This is a genomic window from Moritella viscosa (assembly GCF_900120065.1).
Lineage (GTDB): Bacteria > Pseudomonadota > Gammaproteobacteria > Enterobacterales > Moritellaceae > Moritella > Moritella viscosa.
Genome location: NZ_FPLG01000039.1, coordinates 135354 through 153002 on the forward strand (window position 1 = coordinate 135354; position 17649 = coordinate 153002).

Genomic DNA, 17649 nt, shown 5'->3' on the forward strand with positions numbered 1-17649 from the left:
GATGAACAATAATGGTGGTTAAATATGAACAAGTATTGTAGCCAATAAGAATAACACTTGTTACTTATGTAATACGATCACTCAAATTTATAAGATTCAGGTACGACAACAATACCCCGTTCTGAAATGGTGAATCGCGCGGCGTCTTCTGCTTTGTTCACCCCTATTTTTGTTCTCGGTGGGATTTTTACATGTTTGTCGATAATACAATTCTGTAGCTGACTGTATTCGCCGACTTCAACATCATCAAACAAGATACTGGCAGACACGGTTGCTCCGTCTTTGATTTTGACATTCGACGATAGTACCGAATTTTGTACTGAACCACCTGTGATAAGTACACCGTTAGAAATAAGTGAATTGATAAATATCCCTTCATTACCGGTTTCCGATGCTGTCGTTCTTGCTGGTGGTAATTGTGGTTCGTAGGTTCTAATTCCCCAGTCGCGTTGGTACAAATCGATGGGTGAAACGGGTTGTAGCAAGTCCATATTGGCTTGATATAACGAATCGATGGTGCCTACATCACGCCAGTAAGCATCCTCGGTAACACGCCCAGTCGAACCGCCAAATTGGTGCGCGTAGACTTTTTCTTTATCAATTAGTCTTGGAATAATATCTTTACCAAAATCGTGGTTAGAATTGAGGTTATCTGCGTCTTTTTCTAACGCATCAATTAACGCATCAGTAGTGAAAATATAGATGCCCATCGACGCTAAGCTATTCTCTGGGTCATTGGGAAGTGGAACTGGATGTTCGGATTTATCTGAAAATTTGATAATTTTTTGGTTTTCGTCGATCGTCATTACACCGAATTTTTTCGCTTCTGTAACGGGTACTTCCATGCAGGCTATGCTTAAATCAGCGCCTATTTCCTTATGGCGTTGCAGCATGGGTGCATAATCCATTCGGTAGATATGATCGCCAGAGAGAACAACGACATACTTAGCTTCGCTACGTGATAACAACCATAAGTTTTGATAGATGGCATCTGCCGTGCCGCTATACCACTTGTCGCCTTTACGCATTTGCGGTGGAACAACGGTAATGTATTCACCCAACTCTGGGTTGAAGATAGACCAGCCATCACGTAAATGTTTCTGCAATGAATGGGACTTATATTGGGTCAATACCAGAATTCGTCTTAGACCAGAGTGAAGGCAATTGGTTAAGGTAAAGTCAATGATTCGATATTTTCCACCGAAAGGCACAGCGGGTTTTGCTCTGTTATCGGTGAGTGGAGCAAGGCGTGCCCCCATTCCCCCTGCGAGGACTACCGTTAATGTATCTTTCATTTCAATCACTCCCTAATTCTTCTTATTCAAGTAGTTACGGGTTGTATGTCCTATTTATATCAAAAACCGAGCCAAAAGTTAAATATTTGATATATAAAAGCAATTCTAAATGGGTAGATTTTGTTTCACCATTTTACAGCATTGTTAAATGCTCGCTGCACCAAATGAATGCGTATTTTTGATAGTTTTTAACTATTAAATTTTAAGATTAAACCCTTTTTTCTTTATATAAAAATAGTTGTAATCTGGTTTTATTGTTTTAGGTCTAAGTGACTAAAATTAAAAAATGTTATTAATTGTTGACGTTAGTGGAATGAGCACTAGGTTTGCAATAGGACATAACAAGTAAATAACATATAAAAGGTCATTTACATTAAATCAATAGAAGTAATAGAAGCAATAGAAGTCTATTTATAAAATAATAAGTAATAGAAGGAATTAGTGATGAGTAAGAAATTAACGACTGCAGCAGGTTGTCCTGTTGCGCATAATCAGAACGTCCAAACGGCGGGTAAAAGAGGCCCTCAACTGCTACAAGATGTGTGGTTTTTGGAAAAATTGGCACACTTTGATCGAGAAGTGATCCCTGAGCGTCGTATGCATGCCAAAGGCTCTGGCGCTTATGGCACATTTACCGTTACTCATGATATTACTCGATTTACCAAAGCAAAGATTTTCTCGGCGATTGGTAAAAAAACAGAGATGTTTACACGGTTTACTACGGTTGCTGGTGAGCGTGGCGCCGCCGATGCCGAGCGTGATATTCGTGGTTTTGCAATGAAGTTCTATACAGAAGAAGGTAACTGGGATCTCGTTGGTAACAATACGCCAGTATTCTTCTTACGTGATCCGCTTAAATTTCCAGATCTAAACCATGCGGTAAAACGTGACCCTAGAACGAATATGCGCAGTGCAAAAAACAACTGGGATTTCTGGACATCATTGCCTGAAGCGTTGCATCAAATCACCATAGTGATGAGCGATCGTGGTATTCCGGCAACGTATCGACATATGCACGGATTTGGTAGTCATACCTATAGCTTTATCAACAGTGATAACGAACGTTTCTGGGTGAAGTTTCACTTCAAATCTCAGCAAGGTATCAAGAATCTATCAGATGCTGAGTCGGAAATATTGATCGGTAAAGACCGAGAAAGTCATCACCGTGATTTGTTAGAAAGCATTGATAATCGCGACTTCCCTAAGTGGACGTTGCAAATACAAATTATGCCAGAAGACGACGCATCTAAAGTGCCTTATAATCCGTTTGATCTGACTAAAATCTGGCCACATAGCGACTATCCACTGATTGAAGTGGGTGAGTTCGAGCTAAACCGTAATCCTGAAAACTTCTTTGCTGAAGTAGAGCAATCAGCTTTTAATCCAGCAAGCGTAGTACCGGGTATCAGTTTTTCACCAGATAAAATGTTGCAAGGTCGTCTGTTCTCGTATGGCGATGCACAACGTTATCGTTTAGGGGTTAATCACCACAGTATTCCTGTGAATGCGCCGCGCTGTCCTGTGCACAGTTATCACCGAGATGGCGCTATGCGTGTTGATGGTAACTATGGCGGTACGCTGGGTTATGAGCCAAACGATCAAGGGGAATGGGCTGAACAACCTGACTTCTCTGAGCCGCCGTTAAGCTTAGATGGTGCCGCAGCGCACTGGGATCATCGCGAAGATGATGATTATTTCAGTCAACCTGGTGATTTGTTCCGACTTATGACGCCAGAGAAACAAGCTATTTTGTTTGATAATACAGCGCGTAACTTAGGTGGCGTACCAGAAGAGATTCAAATCAGACATTTAAGACATTGTTTTAAAGCCGACCCTGATTATGGTCATGGTATTGCCAAATTACTCGGGATTGATGTGAGTAAATATCAAAACTAGGCACAAAATTAATTGATAGGAAATAGTATGTAATATATAGGGTACATTAGTTTGTACCCTATTCGTTTTGTAATTCGGGCAAATCTGCAAACAAGGTTAATGCTTCAGGATTGGCGAGGGTATTTTTATTCGTCACTGCAATACCGTGTATGACATTACGCACGGCCAGTTCGACAATCTTACCACTGATGGTTTTGGGAATATCTGCTACTGCGATAATTTTAGCTGGGACATGTCTTGGAGTGGTGTTAGTGCGAATGATATTTTTAATTTGCATGGTTAACAGTGTATCTAACTCGACATTTTCTGATAAACGCACAAACAAGATCACGCGTACGTCATCATGCCATTGTTGACCAATTGCAATGGACTCTTGTATCGCCGCTAGCTTTTCTACTTGACGGTATATTTCTGCGGTGCCAATACGTACACCACCTGGGTTTAATACTGCATCGGAACGACCATGGATAATTACGCCAATCTGGTTAATATGGATATCCTGATGCATGTCATTATCAGTATTACCAGTGTCGATGTGATGTTTCACTAATTCGCCATAATCCCCCTGAGCCCAAATGTTATCAAATCGGGTAAAGTAAGCGTTATGATATTTACGATCATAAGGGTCTTGCCAAAAACCAGTTGGCATCGAAGGGAAGGGGTGGCGACAAACAAGTTCTCCTTTTCCTTCAATACTGTGTGTTGATCCTTCATGATGCATAAAGGTCACGTCCATGCCTAACCCTAAACACTGCAGTTCACCACGATAGACGGGCAAAGTTGGCATACCGAGTGTGAAACAAGAAATAATATCGGTGCCACCACTGATACTTGAAACACAAATATCCTGTTTAATATATTGATAAATATAATCAAAGCTTTCGTGTGATAGGGGGGAACCTGTTGATAATAAGGTTTTTAAATGACTGAGATTATAGTTTTTTGCGGGACGTAATAAGGCTTTATAACAGGCTGAATAATACTTGGCGCTGGCACCAAAAATGGATACTTTTTCGGTGTCAGCCAGTTCAAAAAGTACCTGCTGATGAGGGTAAAATGGCGAACCGTCAAATAAAACTAATGTTGCGCCCTGAGATAAACTGCTTACTAGCCAATTCCACATCATCCAACCACATGTGGTGTAATAAAAAATGCGATCATCGACTTTGACATCCGTATGTAAGACGAGCTCTTTTACATGCTGTAGTAATGTGCCGCCAACACTGTGCACAATGCATTTTGGCATGCCTGTCGTGCCTGAAGAGTACAAGATATATAGCGGGTCTGAAAAATTAACGGATTCGAATGTTAAAGACCGTGGAATTACCGCACTAAAATGTCGCCAGTCACATTGTGCGGACTTATCAGGGAGGTTGCTTGAATACGAGCGTTGTATTGGCGTAGTCTTTAAATAGGGGACGATGACGAGTTCATTTAATTCGGGTAACGCATTTGCAATGGCAGACACTTTATCCATGATATTAATTTGTTTGCCGGCATAACAATAGCCGTTACAAGCGAATAATAACTTGGGTTGGATCTGATTAAATCGGTCCATTACGCCTTGGTAACCAAAATCAGGCGAGCAAGATGACCAGATCGCACCAATACTCGTTGTTGCTAACATAGCAATAATCGCTTCGCTGCTGTTGGGTAATAAACCGGCCACACGATCGCCTTTTACAATGCCTAATTCACGCATAGCGGCAGCAATACGAGTGACTTCATTACGTAGCTGTTTAAAGCTAAGTTGGGTGCGTCGGCCATCTTCACCGTGACTAATTATTGCTAATTTGTCTTCATTATATTTTTCGTTTTTATTGGCTGAAATATTATTTGGAAATAGCAGGTTTTCTGCAAAGTTTAATGTTGAATCAGGAAACCATTGGCAGCGGTAAAAGCAGTCATCGTAAACAAAGATACGGTCAAGGTTAAAGTTACCTTTGAATTTAAAAAAAGTAACGAGTGAGCCCCAAAATATAGCTGTATTGTTAATACTCCACTGATGCAATTGCTGATAATGTGCAAAAGTAAGGCTGTATTCATCACGCAAAAATTGTAAGTAATGGCGGATGTTACTATCATCAATACGTGCTTGGCTCGGCGTCCAGATTGGTACTGCGGACTCTGCTGTCATTACAACCTCATATTAATGATTGAAATCGTGCTTGTGCGGTTGGGTAAGCTAAGGCGACCTTAGATCTATTGGGACGATTTAAACATTGGCAAATAAAGTTACCCGCAATAATTAATTCATTTAAATTAACACCAGATTCAATCCCTAAGCCATTGAGCATATAAACTACATCTTCGGTGGCGACATTACCTGACGCGCCTCGGGCATAAGGGCAACCACCTAAGCCTGCGACTGCACTGTCGATAACACGAATGCCTAACTGTAATGCGGCATAAATATTTGCTAACGCTTGGCCGTAAGTATCATGGAAATGTACAGCTAATTTACTGATGGGAACGTGTTGAGCGACGGTGTTAATCATGGTTTTTACCGCTTCGGGGGTGCCAACGCCAACTGTATCTCCAAGGCTAATTTGATAACAGCCCATATCGTGTAACTGTTGCGCCACTTTTGCTACTTTATTAATGCTGATGTAACCTTCATAGGGGCAGCCAAGCGTGCAAGATATGTAACCTCGTACGGGTAAACCTGTCGCTAGCGCTTGTTTTACTACCGGTTCAAATTGACGCAGCGATTCGTTTATAGAGCAGTTAATATTTTTTCGGCTGAAGCTTTCAGATGCTGAACCAAATATTGCTACTTCATCGACGTTTGCATCGGTAGCAGCATTTAAACCAATTAAATTGGGTGTTAACGCAGAGTAGGTGACACCCTTCGTGCGCTTTATTCGTTTAAATAACTCGCCACTATTTGCCATCTGAGGTACCCACTTGGGTGAGACAAAACTACCTGATTCGATCATGCTCAAACCCGTATGGCTAAGAATATTAATCAGTGAGATCTTATCATTTAGGCTTATTTCGATTTCATTTTGAAGTCCGTCACGGGGACCTACTTCGACAATTTTCACGGTTTCGGGCAGTTGATACTCTTTGTTGGAGGCTTGGTTAAGGTTATCCGATAGTCGAGACGTCATTACGCATGTTCCTTGTTATCAAGTGTCAGAGACGGTGTTAACTGTATTAATTGAGCACCATCTTCGACCATGTCGCCATTTTGATAAAACACGGTTGTTACTGTGCCTGCTACGGGTGCATTAATGTTGCATTCCATCTTCATCGCTTCCATCACGACTAAAGGTTCACCAGCCTCAACGACTTGGTCCGGTTGGCAAAGTACGCTGACAATAACGCCATTCATTGGTGCGGTTATTTTTGTTTCGAGTCCTTCTTCAATACTAGATCGAAAGGCTTTGTTTTGCACTGTGGATTCAATCGGAGATTGGCGTAACAGCACAATGCTACTACCGACATAAAACACAGTGATGTGTAATGGCGATATAGCTATCGTCGCTTTAATTCGATGACCATCAATACAAGCAGTGAGTTCATTACGATTAAGCTGACCACTAACAAGGTTATCTGAGCTAACTTGGTTTTGGTCACTAACCGTTACCTGAAAACTTTGCGCTAACGTTGTCAACGTGAGTGTATAATGATGGTCGCCGTTATTAGTTGTTGTCAGTGTAAACTTTTTGATTGCGGGTTGATTTAAACGCCAGTTCGTCGTTTGAGACCAAGGTGAGTGTGTGTCATTGCTTACGGTATGAGTTATAACGTGTTGTGATCCTTGATTTAACTGTAACGCGAGTCCAGCTAAGATTAAGGCATAATTAAGGTTAACAGTGGTAGGCTTTAAGGCTTCCGCATGGGTGACAATAAAGTCAGTATTGAGGTTTGCAGTTTGCAGAGCGGGTACTTGTATTAACTGAGTTAAAAAGCCGATGTTGGTTTTAATGCCGGCAATTTTATAATCGGCTAATGCGGCTTGTAGTCGCTGAAGGGCAAGGTCACGGTTATGATCCCAAACAATTAATTTGGCGATCATGGGGTCATAATACGGGCTGATTTCATCGCCTTGGATAACACCAGTATCAATACGCACGTGTTTGGATGCGACTGGTTGACTCAAAAATTCAATATTTCCACTAGCGGGCATAAAATCCTTATCGGGATCTTCCGCGTAAATACGTACTTCAATCGCATGGCCATTAATGTGTACTTGGTTTTGGTTTAAGGGCAATGGTGCACCGTTAGCAATATGCAACTGCCATTCGACTAAATCAAGTCCTGTGATCATTTCGGTAACGGGATGTTCAACTTGTAAACGGGTATTCATTTCCATGAAATAGAAGTGATCTTGTTCATCATATAGAAATTCCACCGTACCGGCCCCATGATAATTGATGGCTTTTGCAGCGGCCACGGCAGCTTCCCCCATGGCGATTTGAGTGGCGAATGGTAATGCGGGGGCGGGGGCTTCTTCTAATATTTTTTGATGGCGGCGTTGAATCGAACAATCACGTTGAGATAGGTAAATACAGTTACCATGATGGTCACTGAATATTTGGATCTCAACATGGCGAGTCTTGGTTAAATAACGCTCTATCAGCATATCATCATTGCCAAAACTGGCCATCGATTCTCGTTTTGTTGCGGCGATAGCATGCGTAAACTCACTGGCGTGATGGATGATACGCATGCCTTTACCACCCCCGCCGTAGACAGCTTTGAGCAGTTGCGGGTAGCCAATTTTTTGTGAGTGATGTCTTAATGTTAGCTCAGCTTGGCAATGACCATGATAGCCTGGAATCAGTGGTACATGGGCTGTTTCCATGATGGTTTTAGCCGCACTTTTACTGCCCATTGTGGTTATTGCATCTACACTTGGTCCAATGAAGATTAATCCTTGCTGTGTACATGCTTGGGCAAAGTTTGCATTTTCGGATAAGAAACCATAACCAGGGTGAATGGCTTGAACATCGGATTCTGCTGCAATTTCTAAAATACGCGAACAATTGAGGTAAGATTCTGTCGCTGGTGCAGGCCCTAAATAAAATGCTTCATCAGCCATGTTAACGTGACGTGAATTTGTGTCAGCTGCAGAATAAATCGCGATACACTTAATACCCAGTCGTTGCGCTGTTTTTATTATTCGGCAGGCTATTTCACCGCGGTTAGCGATGAGGATCTTAGTAAATGGCTTGGATTGTTTCGCGAAAACATACTGCGGCATAGACGTTATTCCTTGATCCAGTCGGGCTTACGTTTATTCATAAATGCATCGAGTCCTTCTTGAGCTTCGGTTGATACCCGAATTGCGGCAATTCGCTGGCTTGTGTCGGCAATTAAGGTGTCATTAATAACATGGTTGGTAATGTCATGAATGAGTGCTTTAGCTGCCTGCATTGCAGCGGGACTATTGCTGAGAAAAGCATTGATAAAGGTCGTGGACAGTGCGTCTAAATCATCATCTATGTGATGAATTAGGCCATAATCGAGTCCTTGAAATGCGCTAAATACTTCACCTGTTAAACAATATCGTCGTGCTTGCCTTAGTCCAATAGCGGCAACTACGTAAGGGCTGATTACCGCTGGGATAAGACCAATTTTAACTTCACTTAAGCAAAATTTGGCGGTGGTTGTCGCGAGGGCTATATCACAACAGGCGACAAGTCCGATCGCGCCTCCAAAACAAGCGCCTTGTACGAGTGCTATGGTTGGTTTGGGGAATTGATTCAGCTTGTCCATTAACTTAGCTAATTGTACTGCGTCAGCTAGGTTGTCTTGATAGCCGAGAGTGGCAATATCTTTCATCCACTTTATATCCGCCCCTGCAGAAAAGTGTTCGCCTTGAGCGCGTAATATTAATATTTTTACAGTTGGATCATGTTTTAACACCGCCAAGGTGGTAAGCAGGTGGTTGATTGTGTCGGCACTAAATGCGTTGCGTACCTTGGTTCGAGTGAGGGTAATTGTTGCGACACCCAGATTATCAACCGCCGTATGTAAGTGCTCTGCATTGATGATATTTAGTTGGTCTGAATTTTTTGTCATTCAATAATCCTAGCGGTGATATTTGATTTCTGATTACGCTTGTTTGATGTGTATAACAAAATTACATTCTAAAAATGCCAAACTGGGTATCTTTAATCGGGGCATTAAGCGCGGCGGATATCGCCAATCCGAGTACTTGCCTCGTTTGCAACGGGTCGATAATACCGTCATCCCACAGTCGTGCGCTGGCATAATAAGGGTCACCCTGAGTTTCATATTGTTTAATTATAGGGGCTTTAAATTTAGCTTCTTCGTCATCTGTCATACTTTTATTATTACGTGCTAGTCCGTCTTTTTTGACTTGGCTGAGTACGCTGGCGGCTTGTTCCCCGCCCATCACTGAAATTCGGGCATTCGGCCAAATCCATAACAAGGTGGGGTCGTAAGCGCGGCCGCACATGCCATAATTTCCCGCGCCATAACTGCCGCCAATGATGACGGTAAACTTCGGTACCTGTGCGCAAGCTACGGCGGCAACCATTTTTGCTCCGTGCTTTGCTATGCCTTCTGCTTCGTACTTTTTTCCGACCATAAAACCAGTGATATTTTGCAGGAACACTAATGGGATCTTACGTTTGCAGCAAAGTTGAATAAAATGTGCGCCTTTTTGGGCAGATTCAGAAAATAAGATACCGTTGTTGGCGATGATACCAACAGGGTAACCCTGAATACGGGCAAAACCACATACCAGTGTTGTGCCGTAGTACGCTTTAAACTCATCGAGTTCGGAGTTATCAACAATACGGGCGATGACCTCTTTAACATCGAATTGTTTTTTTAAATCGGTGCCAACAATACCGTACAGTTCGTGGCTATCGTATAGCGGTGGGGCACTGGGGAAAATGGTTAAATCAGGGCGTTTTACATGGTTGATATTGGCGATAGCTTGGCGTACCAGCTGTAATGCGTGGGTATCGTCTTGGGCGTAATGGTCAGCAACCCCCGATGTTTTACAGTGCACATCTGCACCACCTAATTCTTCTGCACTGACTTCTTCGCCTGTTGCCGCTTTGACTAATGGAGGGCCAGCAAGGAAAATGGTACCTTGCTGTTTTACAATGATAGATTCATCTGCCATTGCGGGAACGTAAGCACCACCTGCGGTGCATAACCCCATGACTGAGGCGATTTGTGGAATGCCTTTGGCTGACATATTAGCTTGGTTAAAGAAGATACGGCCAAAATGGTCACGGTCGGGGAAAACTTCATCTTGCTGGGGTAAAAATGCACCACCAGAGTCGACTAAGTAGATGCAAGGTAGACAGCAACATTCTGCTATTTCTTGGGCTCGCAGGTGCTTTTTAACGGTTAACGGGTAATAAGTGCCACCTTTGACGGTAGCATCGTTGGCAATGATCATACATTCGATACCATTAACGCGCCCAATACCAGCCACCACACCTGCAGCGGGAACTGCTTCGTGATAATACTGCCAAGCAGCAAATTGACCTAGCTCTAATAAGGGGGAACCGGGGTCTAATAAAGCATCAATACGCTCTCTGGCAAGCATTTTACCTCGGGCTAAATGGCGCTGCTGTGCTATTTCTCCACCACCTTGTTTGACTTGTTCAAGGTTGCTTTCTAGCTGTTTGACAAGGTTGAGCATAGCCTGCTGTTTTGCTAAAAAAGCAGGGTGTGTTATGTTGATTTTTGAGCCTATTTCCGCCATATATCTAGACTCCTGACTCATTAAACAGCTCTCGTCCAATCAACATTCGACGCATTTCTGATGTCCCCGCACCAATTTCATAGAGCTTCGCATCACGGAGTAAACGGCCAGCGGAGTATTCGTTGCTGTAACCATTCCCACCTAACAATTGAATTGTATCGAGTGCCATTTTTGTAGCCAGTTCGGCACAATATAAAATCACACCTGCGCAGTCTTTACGGCTGGCTTCGCCGTTGTCACAAGCGCGGGCAACTGTATAGGTATAACATTTGGCCGCGTTCATTTGGCTATACATATCGGCTATTTTGGCTTGCACAAGTTGGAATTCACCAATGGCTTTACCGAACTGTTTACGTTGGTGGATATAAGGGATGACCAAATCCATACAGGCATCCATGATCCCGAGTGGCCCGCCAGTGAGTACAAGACGTTCGTAATCAAGGCCACTCATTAATACGTGTACGCCTCGATTGATCTCGCCCAGTATGTTGTCTTTGGGTACGCAACAATGCTGAAAGACTAATTCACAGGTATTCGATCCGCGCATTCCAAGCTTATCGAGCTTTTGTGCTTGGCTGAATCCAGTAAAATCTCGTTCAATGATAAAAGCAGTAATACCATGGCTGTTTAACTCGGGGGCTGTTTTTGCGTAAACGATATAAGTACTGGCTTCAGGTCCGTTGGTGATCCACATTTTGTTGCCGTTTAGTATGTAGTTGTCACCTTCCAATACTGCACTTAATTTCATTGAAACAACATCAGATCCTGCATTGGGTTCCGTCATGGCTAATGCGCCGACGTGTTCACCGCTAATAAGTTTAGGTAGGTACTTCTGTTTTTGTTGGGCATTACCATGCCGAAATATTTGATTAACACAAAGGTTCGAATGTGCGCCATAGCTCAATCCTACCGACGCTGATGCACGGCTTATTTCCTGCATCGCGATGACATGAGCAAGATAACTCATATCGACACCACCGTATTCTTCGCTAATAGTGATACCCAATAATCCCATGTCACCAAGCTTTTGCCACATATCCGCTGGAAACAGGTTATCTTGATCTATTTGTGCAGCGCGTGGGGCTATTTCATCATTTGCAAACGCTGTTACGCTTTCACGCAGCAGTTCGATGGTTTCGCCAAGCGCAAAGTTGAGAGATGTGTAGGAGTTGGCCATCTGCGTCCCTATTTAGATGATTAAGTGAAGGATTATGTCCACTCACGTCATTAAGGTTTCGGTAATTAATCTTGTCTTTCATTAATTTGAGTATGGTAGTTAACGAGTGGGGTTGCCAATTTGTATACTGCTCGGTGGGATGTAATTAAAGTTTAAAATTTATGTTGTTAGTTTGAATTTTGAGCGCTAATTTGTATTTTTGAATTAATGTTAAATAAGATTGTTAATGTGACTTCAATCTCTATATAATTCCGTTCCGGCCAGAACCATCGAGTTTAGCCACCTTAGTTACAAGCCGTCATCAAGGAAATGTGAGCGACCCAAGGAATTTGGACCAGCGTGACTGTAGCTTGCTATCAAGGTGACTCGTATGTTGTTATTGGGCGGACTGACTAGATTATTTTTTAGAAAATACTATTTTTCCTCACCTCATATACCAATGCACGTAATACCTATTGCAATAAAATACTGATTATTAATCAGGTCTAAGTTAATCCCACTGGGTGTTAATTTTTCCTGCGTTTACTGCCATCTAAATTTTATTACAATCGGTACAACACCTTCATTTTTTATACATCTATTTTTATGAGCAGAATGAAATTATGCAGTTGTTAATTAGCTTAGTCGGTATAGTAGTACTTATTTTATGTGCTTGTGCACTTTCTGAAAATCGCAAAGCGATCAAATGGCGTACCGTTGGTGGAGCATTATTTCTACAAGCTGGTTTTGCTGCACTTGTACTTTACTCTTCTATTGGCCAGTCAATGCTTGGTGCAATGAGCAGTGGTGTGGCGAGTGTCCTTGGTTTTGCTGATGTCGGCATCCAATTCCTATTCGGTGATTTAGCGACGGAAGGTTTTATCTTTGCGATCCGCGTATTGCCTTTAGTTATTTTTATTAGTGCGCTTATTTCATTACTTTATTACATTGGTGTAATGCAGTGGGTAATTAAAGTGATTGGCGGTGGTATCCAGAAGTTTCTTGGTACAAGTCGTGTTGAATCATTAGCTGCCACGGGTAACATTTTCCTTTCTCAAGGTGAGTCTCCATTACTGGTAAAACCGTTTTTACCAAAAATGACACGTTCAGAATTATTCGCTGTAATGACGGGTGGGATGGCATCGGTTGCGGGTAGTGTACTTGGTGGTTATGCAGGTTTAGGTGTTGAGCTTAAATACCTTATCGCAGCAAGCTTTATGGCGGCACCGGGCAGTTTATTGATGGCTAAGTTATTAGTGCCAGAGCAAGAAACTGTAACGGAAGACGCTGATGTTGTAATGGCAAAAAGCGAACACAGTAATGCGATTGATGCATTAGCAGCGGGTGCGATGAATGGTATGAAGGTTGCTGTGGCAATCGGTACTATGTTAATTGCATTTGTGAGTGTGATTGCAATGGTCAATGCTGGTTTAGAAATGGTAGGTAACTGGGTCAATATTGAAAACCTAACGTTACAAAGTGTGCTGGGTTATATCTTCGCTCCACTCGCATTTATGATTGGTGTACCTGAACATGAAATGCTTGTAGCAGGTTCATTCATTGGTCAAAAAATGATTCTAAATGAGTTTGTTGCTTTCATGGACTTCGCTGCCGTTAAAGAGACTATTTCTGAGCACAGCCAAGTTATTATTACGTTTGCATTGTGTGGTTTTGCTAACATTGGTTCTATCGCAATTCAAATCGGTTCTATCGGTGTGATGGCGCCTGAGCGTCGTTCAGACGTTGCAAGCTTAGGTTTTAAAGCGGTATTAGCTGCAACACTTGCTAACTTAATGAGTGCTGCATTAGCGGGTATCTTCATTAGCTTGTAAGATTGTATTACTGGATGCTGTAATCATTCAGTAAGTAAAAATATCAAAAATAGAAAGGCACATTTTAACGTTTTGTTGAAGTGTGCCTTTTTTTTTATTGCAGGTTTAATTAACGAATTCTTGGCTTGTTTGCGCTAATTAACTCAATACTATGATGCGGTCTGCTCGTGACATTGCTTCAAACTGATCATGTATTACATAAACGCTGGTGTTGTAGTTTTCTGAACCGAAAATGTCGATTTTTGTTTGATGGGTTTATGTACAAATGGTAAACAGAGTAAATTATGGTCATGAAGAGTAAACACTCTTGAATCGATAGCTCATATTGATTATCTTCACGTTTTCAAAGGCATATAGTGCTTGGTTGATACGCTATTTAAAAAATATTTAGCCATCAGCCTCACTACCGTCTTAACTATTTATCACTTTACTATCAATTTAAGTATCGACTTAACTAATAATGGGATTGTTCATGAACAACATAAATAAAGCACTATCTTTCACATTGGCAACACTTGTATCTACGTCAGCTCTTGCTGACACGATAGGCACCGATGATTTTTCTTTTGGTGGCCGTGTTGAAGGCTGGGGAGGGCTTGTTGATAGTTCTTATGAAGATAATTTACGTGTTCGTTTAAATGCTCAAGGTAAATACCAAATTAATGGCGCTATCAAGGCGGTTGGTAAATTGGAATTTGAGGCTACAGGAACACAGTCTTCATCTGATAATATTCGCGATTATACACGTTATGCATACGTTGGTGCAGAGACTGCTTTTGGAACTCTAACATACGGTACGCAAGATAATGCTGTTACATATCTAACAGATTTTACCGACATGGCTGAAATCTTTAGTGGTTATACAAATACTGGCATTGTAGCAAGTGATGATAGGGCTGAAGATACAATTCTTTATAGTCTGACCAAAGGTGATTTTAAATTTAATGCATCAGCTAACCTAAAAGGAAGTGCAAGTGGTGGTGGCGTGATGCTTGCTTATCAATTACGCCAGGACATTGAAGTTAGCGCAGGCTATGCGAAAACAGAAACGATGTGGTATAACAAATCCTCATCAGATGTATACATGCTTGGTGCTCGTTATACTAAAGATAGTTTTTTACTTTCAGGCTTAGTACAACAAGGTACTATATATGATGCTGACTTCGATGCCGTTGATGCATTTGCATCTTATGACTTCGGTCAAAACAAGGTAAGTGTTTCATATAACTATTTAAGTGCTGACGATAAACGCCATTTATTAGATGTTAACTTTATCGCATTTGAGTATGGTCGTTATATTGGTGATTTAGCGCTATATACTGGCTACAAAGTTGCATTAAGCAAGGACACTTCAGCTTCAGGTGGCACGAATGCTGATGAATTTATGTTGGGTGCTCGTTACTCTTTCTAATACGGACTCATTCATTTAAGTCTAAACTTAGGTAACATAGCTCTGTTTCTTCAAGCAGTTGACGACACTTATAAGTATCGTTGACTTTTTGAGGGAATGGAGCGTTTTATTAATACATTCAAATTAATACAAGCAAATTAAAAGGTCTTTACTATGAGAAAAAATCTCATTATTTTATTTTTTATGACATTACTCTCTGGTTGTGCGGGTCTTGGTGTAGCGACTGTAGGTGCTGTTATGTATTACAAGAGTCAAAACCATGAAGTCGCAACTGTCGATATTAAAGCATCTGCGAATAACGTTTATAATGCTGCTCTTAATATTTTGAATAGTAACCCTGACGTAGAAATTGAGAATCAGGACGATTCTGCAATGCTGTTAGATATTCGCCAGGCTGATACCGCTGCTACTATTAAAATCGCGAAAATTAATAGTCATATTTCTCAGCTGACAATCAGTGCCGATGCGAGTGATAATAATGGCGTCAGTAGTGTTCTAGAGGGTGCATTTAGAATTTGTAAGGAGCTTAATGTGAAATGCGAATTGAGTAACCAGTAAATCTCGTCACGTGCTACAATTGATAGTCGATAATAAAGAGGGAGTTGTAGTATGTTCGGAGTAACAGAACTGTGGTTATTTGTAGTATCAGGCATCATGTTAAACTTGATCCCCGGTCCTGATTCTTTATATGTTATTGGCCGTAGTGCAGGTCAAGGTTTTCGTGCAGGTTCTGTCGGTGCGTTCGGTATTGGTGCTGGCACCTTGGTACATATTCTTGCAGCTGCGTTTGGTCTGTCGGCTATTTTAGCCACATCGGCGATGGCATTTACGGTTGTTAAAGTAATTGGTTGTATTTATTTACTATATATTGGTTTCAGTATGCTGTTATCAAAGAGTAAAGCGGCTAATGTTGATATTGAAGCTAGTGCTGAAAATAGAAATACATCATTATCAAATATCTTCTTTCAAGGTTTTTTGACCAATGTGTTAAATCCTAAAGTTGCCTTGTTTTTCTTAGCTTTTGTCCCACAATTTATTGCTATGGATTACCCAAACAAAGCCCTGTCATTTATTTTTCTTGGCGTTATTTTTAATATTAACGCGATGATCTGGTGTCATATTTTAGCTTGGTCATCATCGTCGATTAGCGGTAAAGTTAAACATAACCAGCGCTTAACAACTTATTTAACGAAGTTCACTGGCGGCTTGTTTCTGTTTTTCGGTGTTAAATTAGCGATGAGTAAACAAGGTTAAATTCGTACAATTTCCACTTTTGCTGTTTATACCATATTGGCTATAATTAAAAACCAGTAAGTTACTTGCTGGTGGAATAAGGGCCAATAATGCAATTTATCAATAATTACAGAGGAATTGCTATTCTACTCATTATTTTGATTCATGCAATTGGCACGATCAATAATGATGACTCTGCGATATTGTTCGGCATTGGTTTGTTACTCGAAAACTCGACAATATTATTTGTTGTTGTTGCAGGCTATTTATTTTCAGCTTTATCAGCCAACTTTGATTATCTTAAATTCCTAAAACATAAATTTAAGGTAATCATTGTCCCTTATTTTTTCGTCTCACTTCCCGCTATCTTAATTTATATGACTGGTCTGAAAAATACTCATTTTTGGATTGATATGGACTGGTTTCATAGCTTAAGTTTAGTCTACCAATATTTGTATTTGATGGCTTCGGGCTCACACCTTGTTACGTTATGGTTTATCCCGATGATTATTCCATTTTACCTTCTGAGTCCGGTTATTATTTATATTAAAAGTAAGTGTTTGTTAGAGGCGTTTTTTATTGTTTCATTAGTACCAGCTTTATGGTTTGGTCGACCGTATTTTAGTGAGAATAACATGATATGGAGCGTGTATTTTTTACCTGCTTATTTACTGGGTATGGTGCTTTGGCAGCGACCGCGTATTTATGAAGTACTGGTAGAATATAGCGGATATATTTTAGTCGGTTATATCGTTATTTATCTTTCTAGTTCATGGTTATCTGCGTTTAGTTCGTCGGTTGATTTACTGTGGAAGATGAGCTTGTCTGTCATTTTGATTGCTTGCTCTAAGCGCCATCTATCGAAAAAGAATAGGTGGTTAAATATGTTTGCTCACTTAAGTTTTTACCTGTTTTTTGTGCATGGCTATTTTATTGGTGTGATTAGAATTTTGTATAAACACTACTTTAATACCGAGGTGAGCGGAATCATTGCAGCATCGGTCAGTTTCTCAATCACAATCATATTGTCGTTATTGTCTTTTGTTATTATTAAACTGATTTTAAAGGAAAAATCAAAAATATTTGTTGGTTTGTAGCCCTGCGGTTATGACTAATACTGATGT

General features: G+C 41.1%; 13 protein-coding genes. 6 read left to right on the forward strand and 7 right to left on the reverse strand.

Annotated elements, in window-relative coordinates; genetic code table 11:
• Positions 1-77: 77 nt before the first annotated feature.
• Positions 78-1295, reverse strand: a complete 1218-nt coding sequence (gene glgC, locus BT797_RS06755; RefSeq protein WP_075471397.1) for a glucose-1-phosphate adenylyltransferase — start codon at positions 1293-1295, stop codon at positions 78-80.
• A 444-nt stretch (positions 1296-1739) separates the two neighbouring features.
• On the opposite strand from glgC, the gene katE2 reads away from it, so the two are divergent.
• Positions 1740-3191: a catalase KatE2 gene (gene katE2 / locus BT797_RS06760; protein WP_075471398.1), complete on the forward strand. Its 1452-nt coding sequence runs from the start codon at positions 1740-1742 to the stop codon at positions 3189-3191.
• Positions 3192-3249: 58 nt separating this feature from the next.
• On the opposite strand, the gene BT797_RS06765 is transcribed toward katE2, so the two are convergent.
• The 6 genes from BT797_RS06765 to BT797_RS06790 all read right to left on the reverse strand — a co-directional run bounded on the left by BT797_RS06765 (position 3250) and on the right by BT797_RS06790 (position 12070).
• Positions 3250-5328: an acetoacetate--CoA ligase gene (locus tag BT797_RS06765; RefSeq protein WP_075471399.1), complete on the reverse strand. Its 2079-nt coding sequence runs from the start codon at positions 5326-5328 to the stop codon at positions 3250-3252.
• Positions 5329-5335: 7 nt separating this feature from the next.
• On the reverse strand, positions 5336-6304 hold the full coding sequence (locus tag BT797_RS06770) for a hydroxymethylglutaryl-CoA lyase (RefSeq protein ID WP_075471400.1): 969 nt from the start codon (positions 6302-6304) through the stop codon (positions 5336-5338).
• Positions 6304-8403, reverse strand: coding sequence for an acetyl/propionyl/methylcrotonyl-CoA carboxylase subunit alpha (locus tag BT797_RS06775; protein ID WP_075471401.1), 2100 nt, complete (start codon positions 8401-8403; stop codon positions 6304-6306). Before BT797_RS06775 ends, BT797_RS06770 begins: the two co-directional genes overlap by 1 nt.
• A gap of 5 nt (positions 8404-8408) precedes the next feature.
• On the reverse strand, positions 8409-9224 hold the full coding sequence (locus BT797_RS06780; RefSeq protein WP_075471402.1) for an enoyl-CoA hydratase-related protein: 816 nt from the start codon (positions 9222-9224) through the stop codon (positions 8409-8411).
• 61 nt (positions 9225-9285) lie between these two features.
• Positions 9286-10893, reverse strand: a complete 1608-nt coding sequence (locus BT797_RS06785; RefSeq protein ID WP_075471403.1) for a carboxyl transferase domain-containing protein — start codon at positions 10891-10893, stop codon at positions 9286-9288.
• A 4-nt stretch (positions 10894-10897) separates the two neighbouring features.
• Positions 10898-12070, reverse strand: a complete 1173-nt coding sequence (locus tag BT797_RS06790) for an isovaleryl-CoA dehydrogenase (protein WP_075471405.1) — start codon at positions 12068-12070, stop codon at positions 10898-10900.
• Between the two features lie 602 nt (positions 12071-12672).
• Here BT797_RS06790 and BT797_RS06795 point away from each other — a divergent pair.
• The 5 genes from BT797_RS06795 to BT797_RS06815 all read left to right on the forward strand — a co-directional run bounded on the left by BT797_RS06795 (position 12673) and on the right by BT797_RS06815 (position 17622).
• A complete protein-coding gene (locus BT797_RS06795) occupies positions 12673-13881 on the forward strand; it encodes a NupC/NupG family nucleoside CNT transporter (RefSeq protein ID WP_075471407.1) in 1209 nt (402 codons plus the stop codon).
• A gap of 472 nt (positions 13882-14353) precedes the next feature.
• Positions 14354-15292, forward strand: coding sequence for a porin (locus BT797_RS06800; RefSeq protein ID WP_075471409.1), 939 nt, complete (start codon positions 14354-14356; stop codon positions 15290-15292).
• 153 nt (positions 15293-15445) lie between these two features.
• Positions 15446-15850 carry a DUF3568 domain-containing protein gene (locus BT797_RS06805; RefSeq protein WP_075471411.1) on the forward strand — a complete coding sequence of 135 codons (405 nt, stop codon included), beginning with the start codon at positions 15446-15448 and terminating at the stop codon, positions 15848-15850.
• A gap of 51 nt (positions 15851-15901) precedes the next feature.
• Positions 15902-16546: a LysE family translocator gene (locus BT797_RS06810; protein ID WP_045110042.1), complete on the forward strand. Its 645-nt coding sequence runs from the start codon at positions 15902-15904 to the stop codon at positions 16544-16546.
• Between the two features lie 89 nt (positions 16547-16635).
• A complete protein-coding gene (locus tag BT797_RS06815) occupies positions 16636-17622 on the forward strand; it encodes an acyltransferase family protein (protein WP_075471413.1) in 987 nt (328 codons plus the stop codon).
• Positions 17623-17649 lie beyond the last annotated feature (27 nt).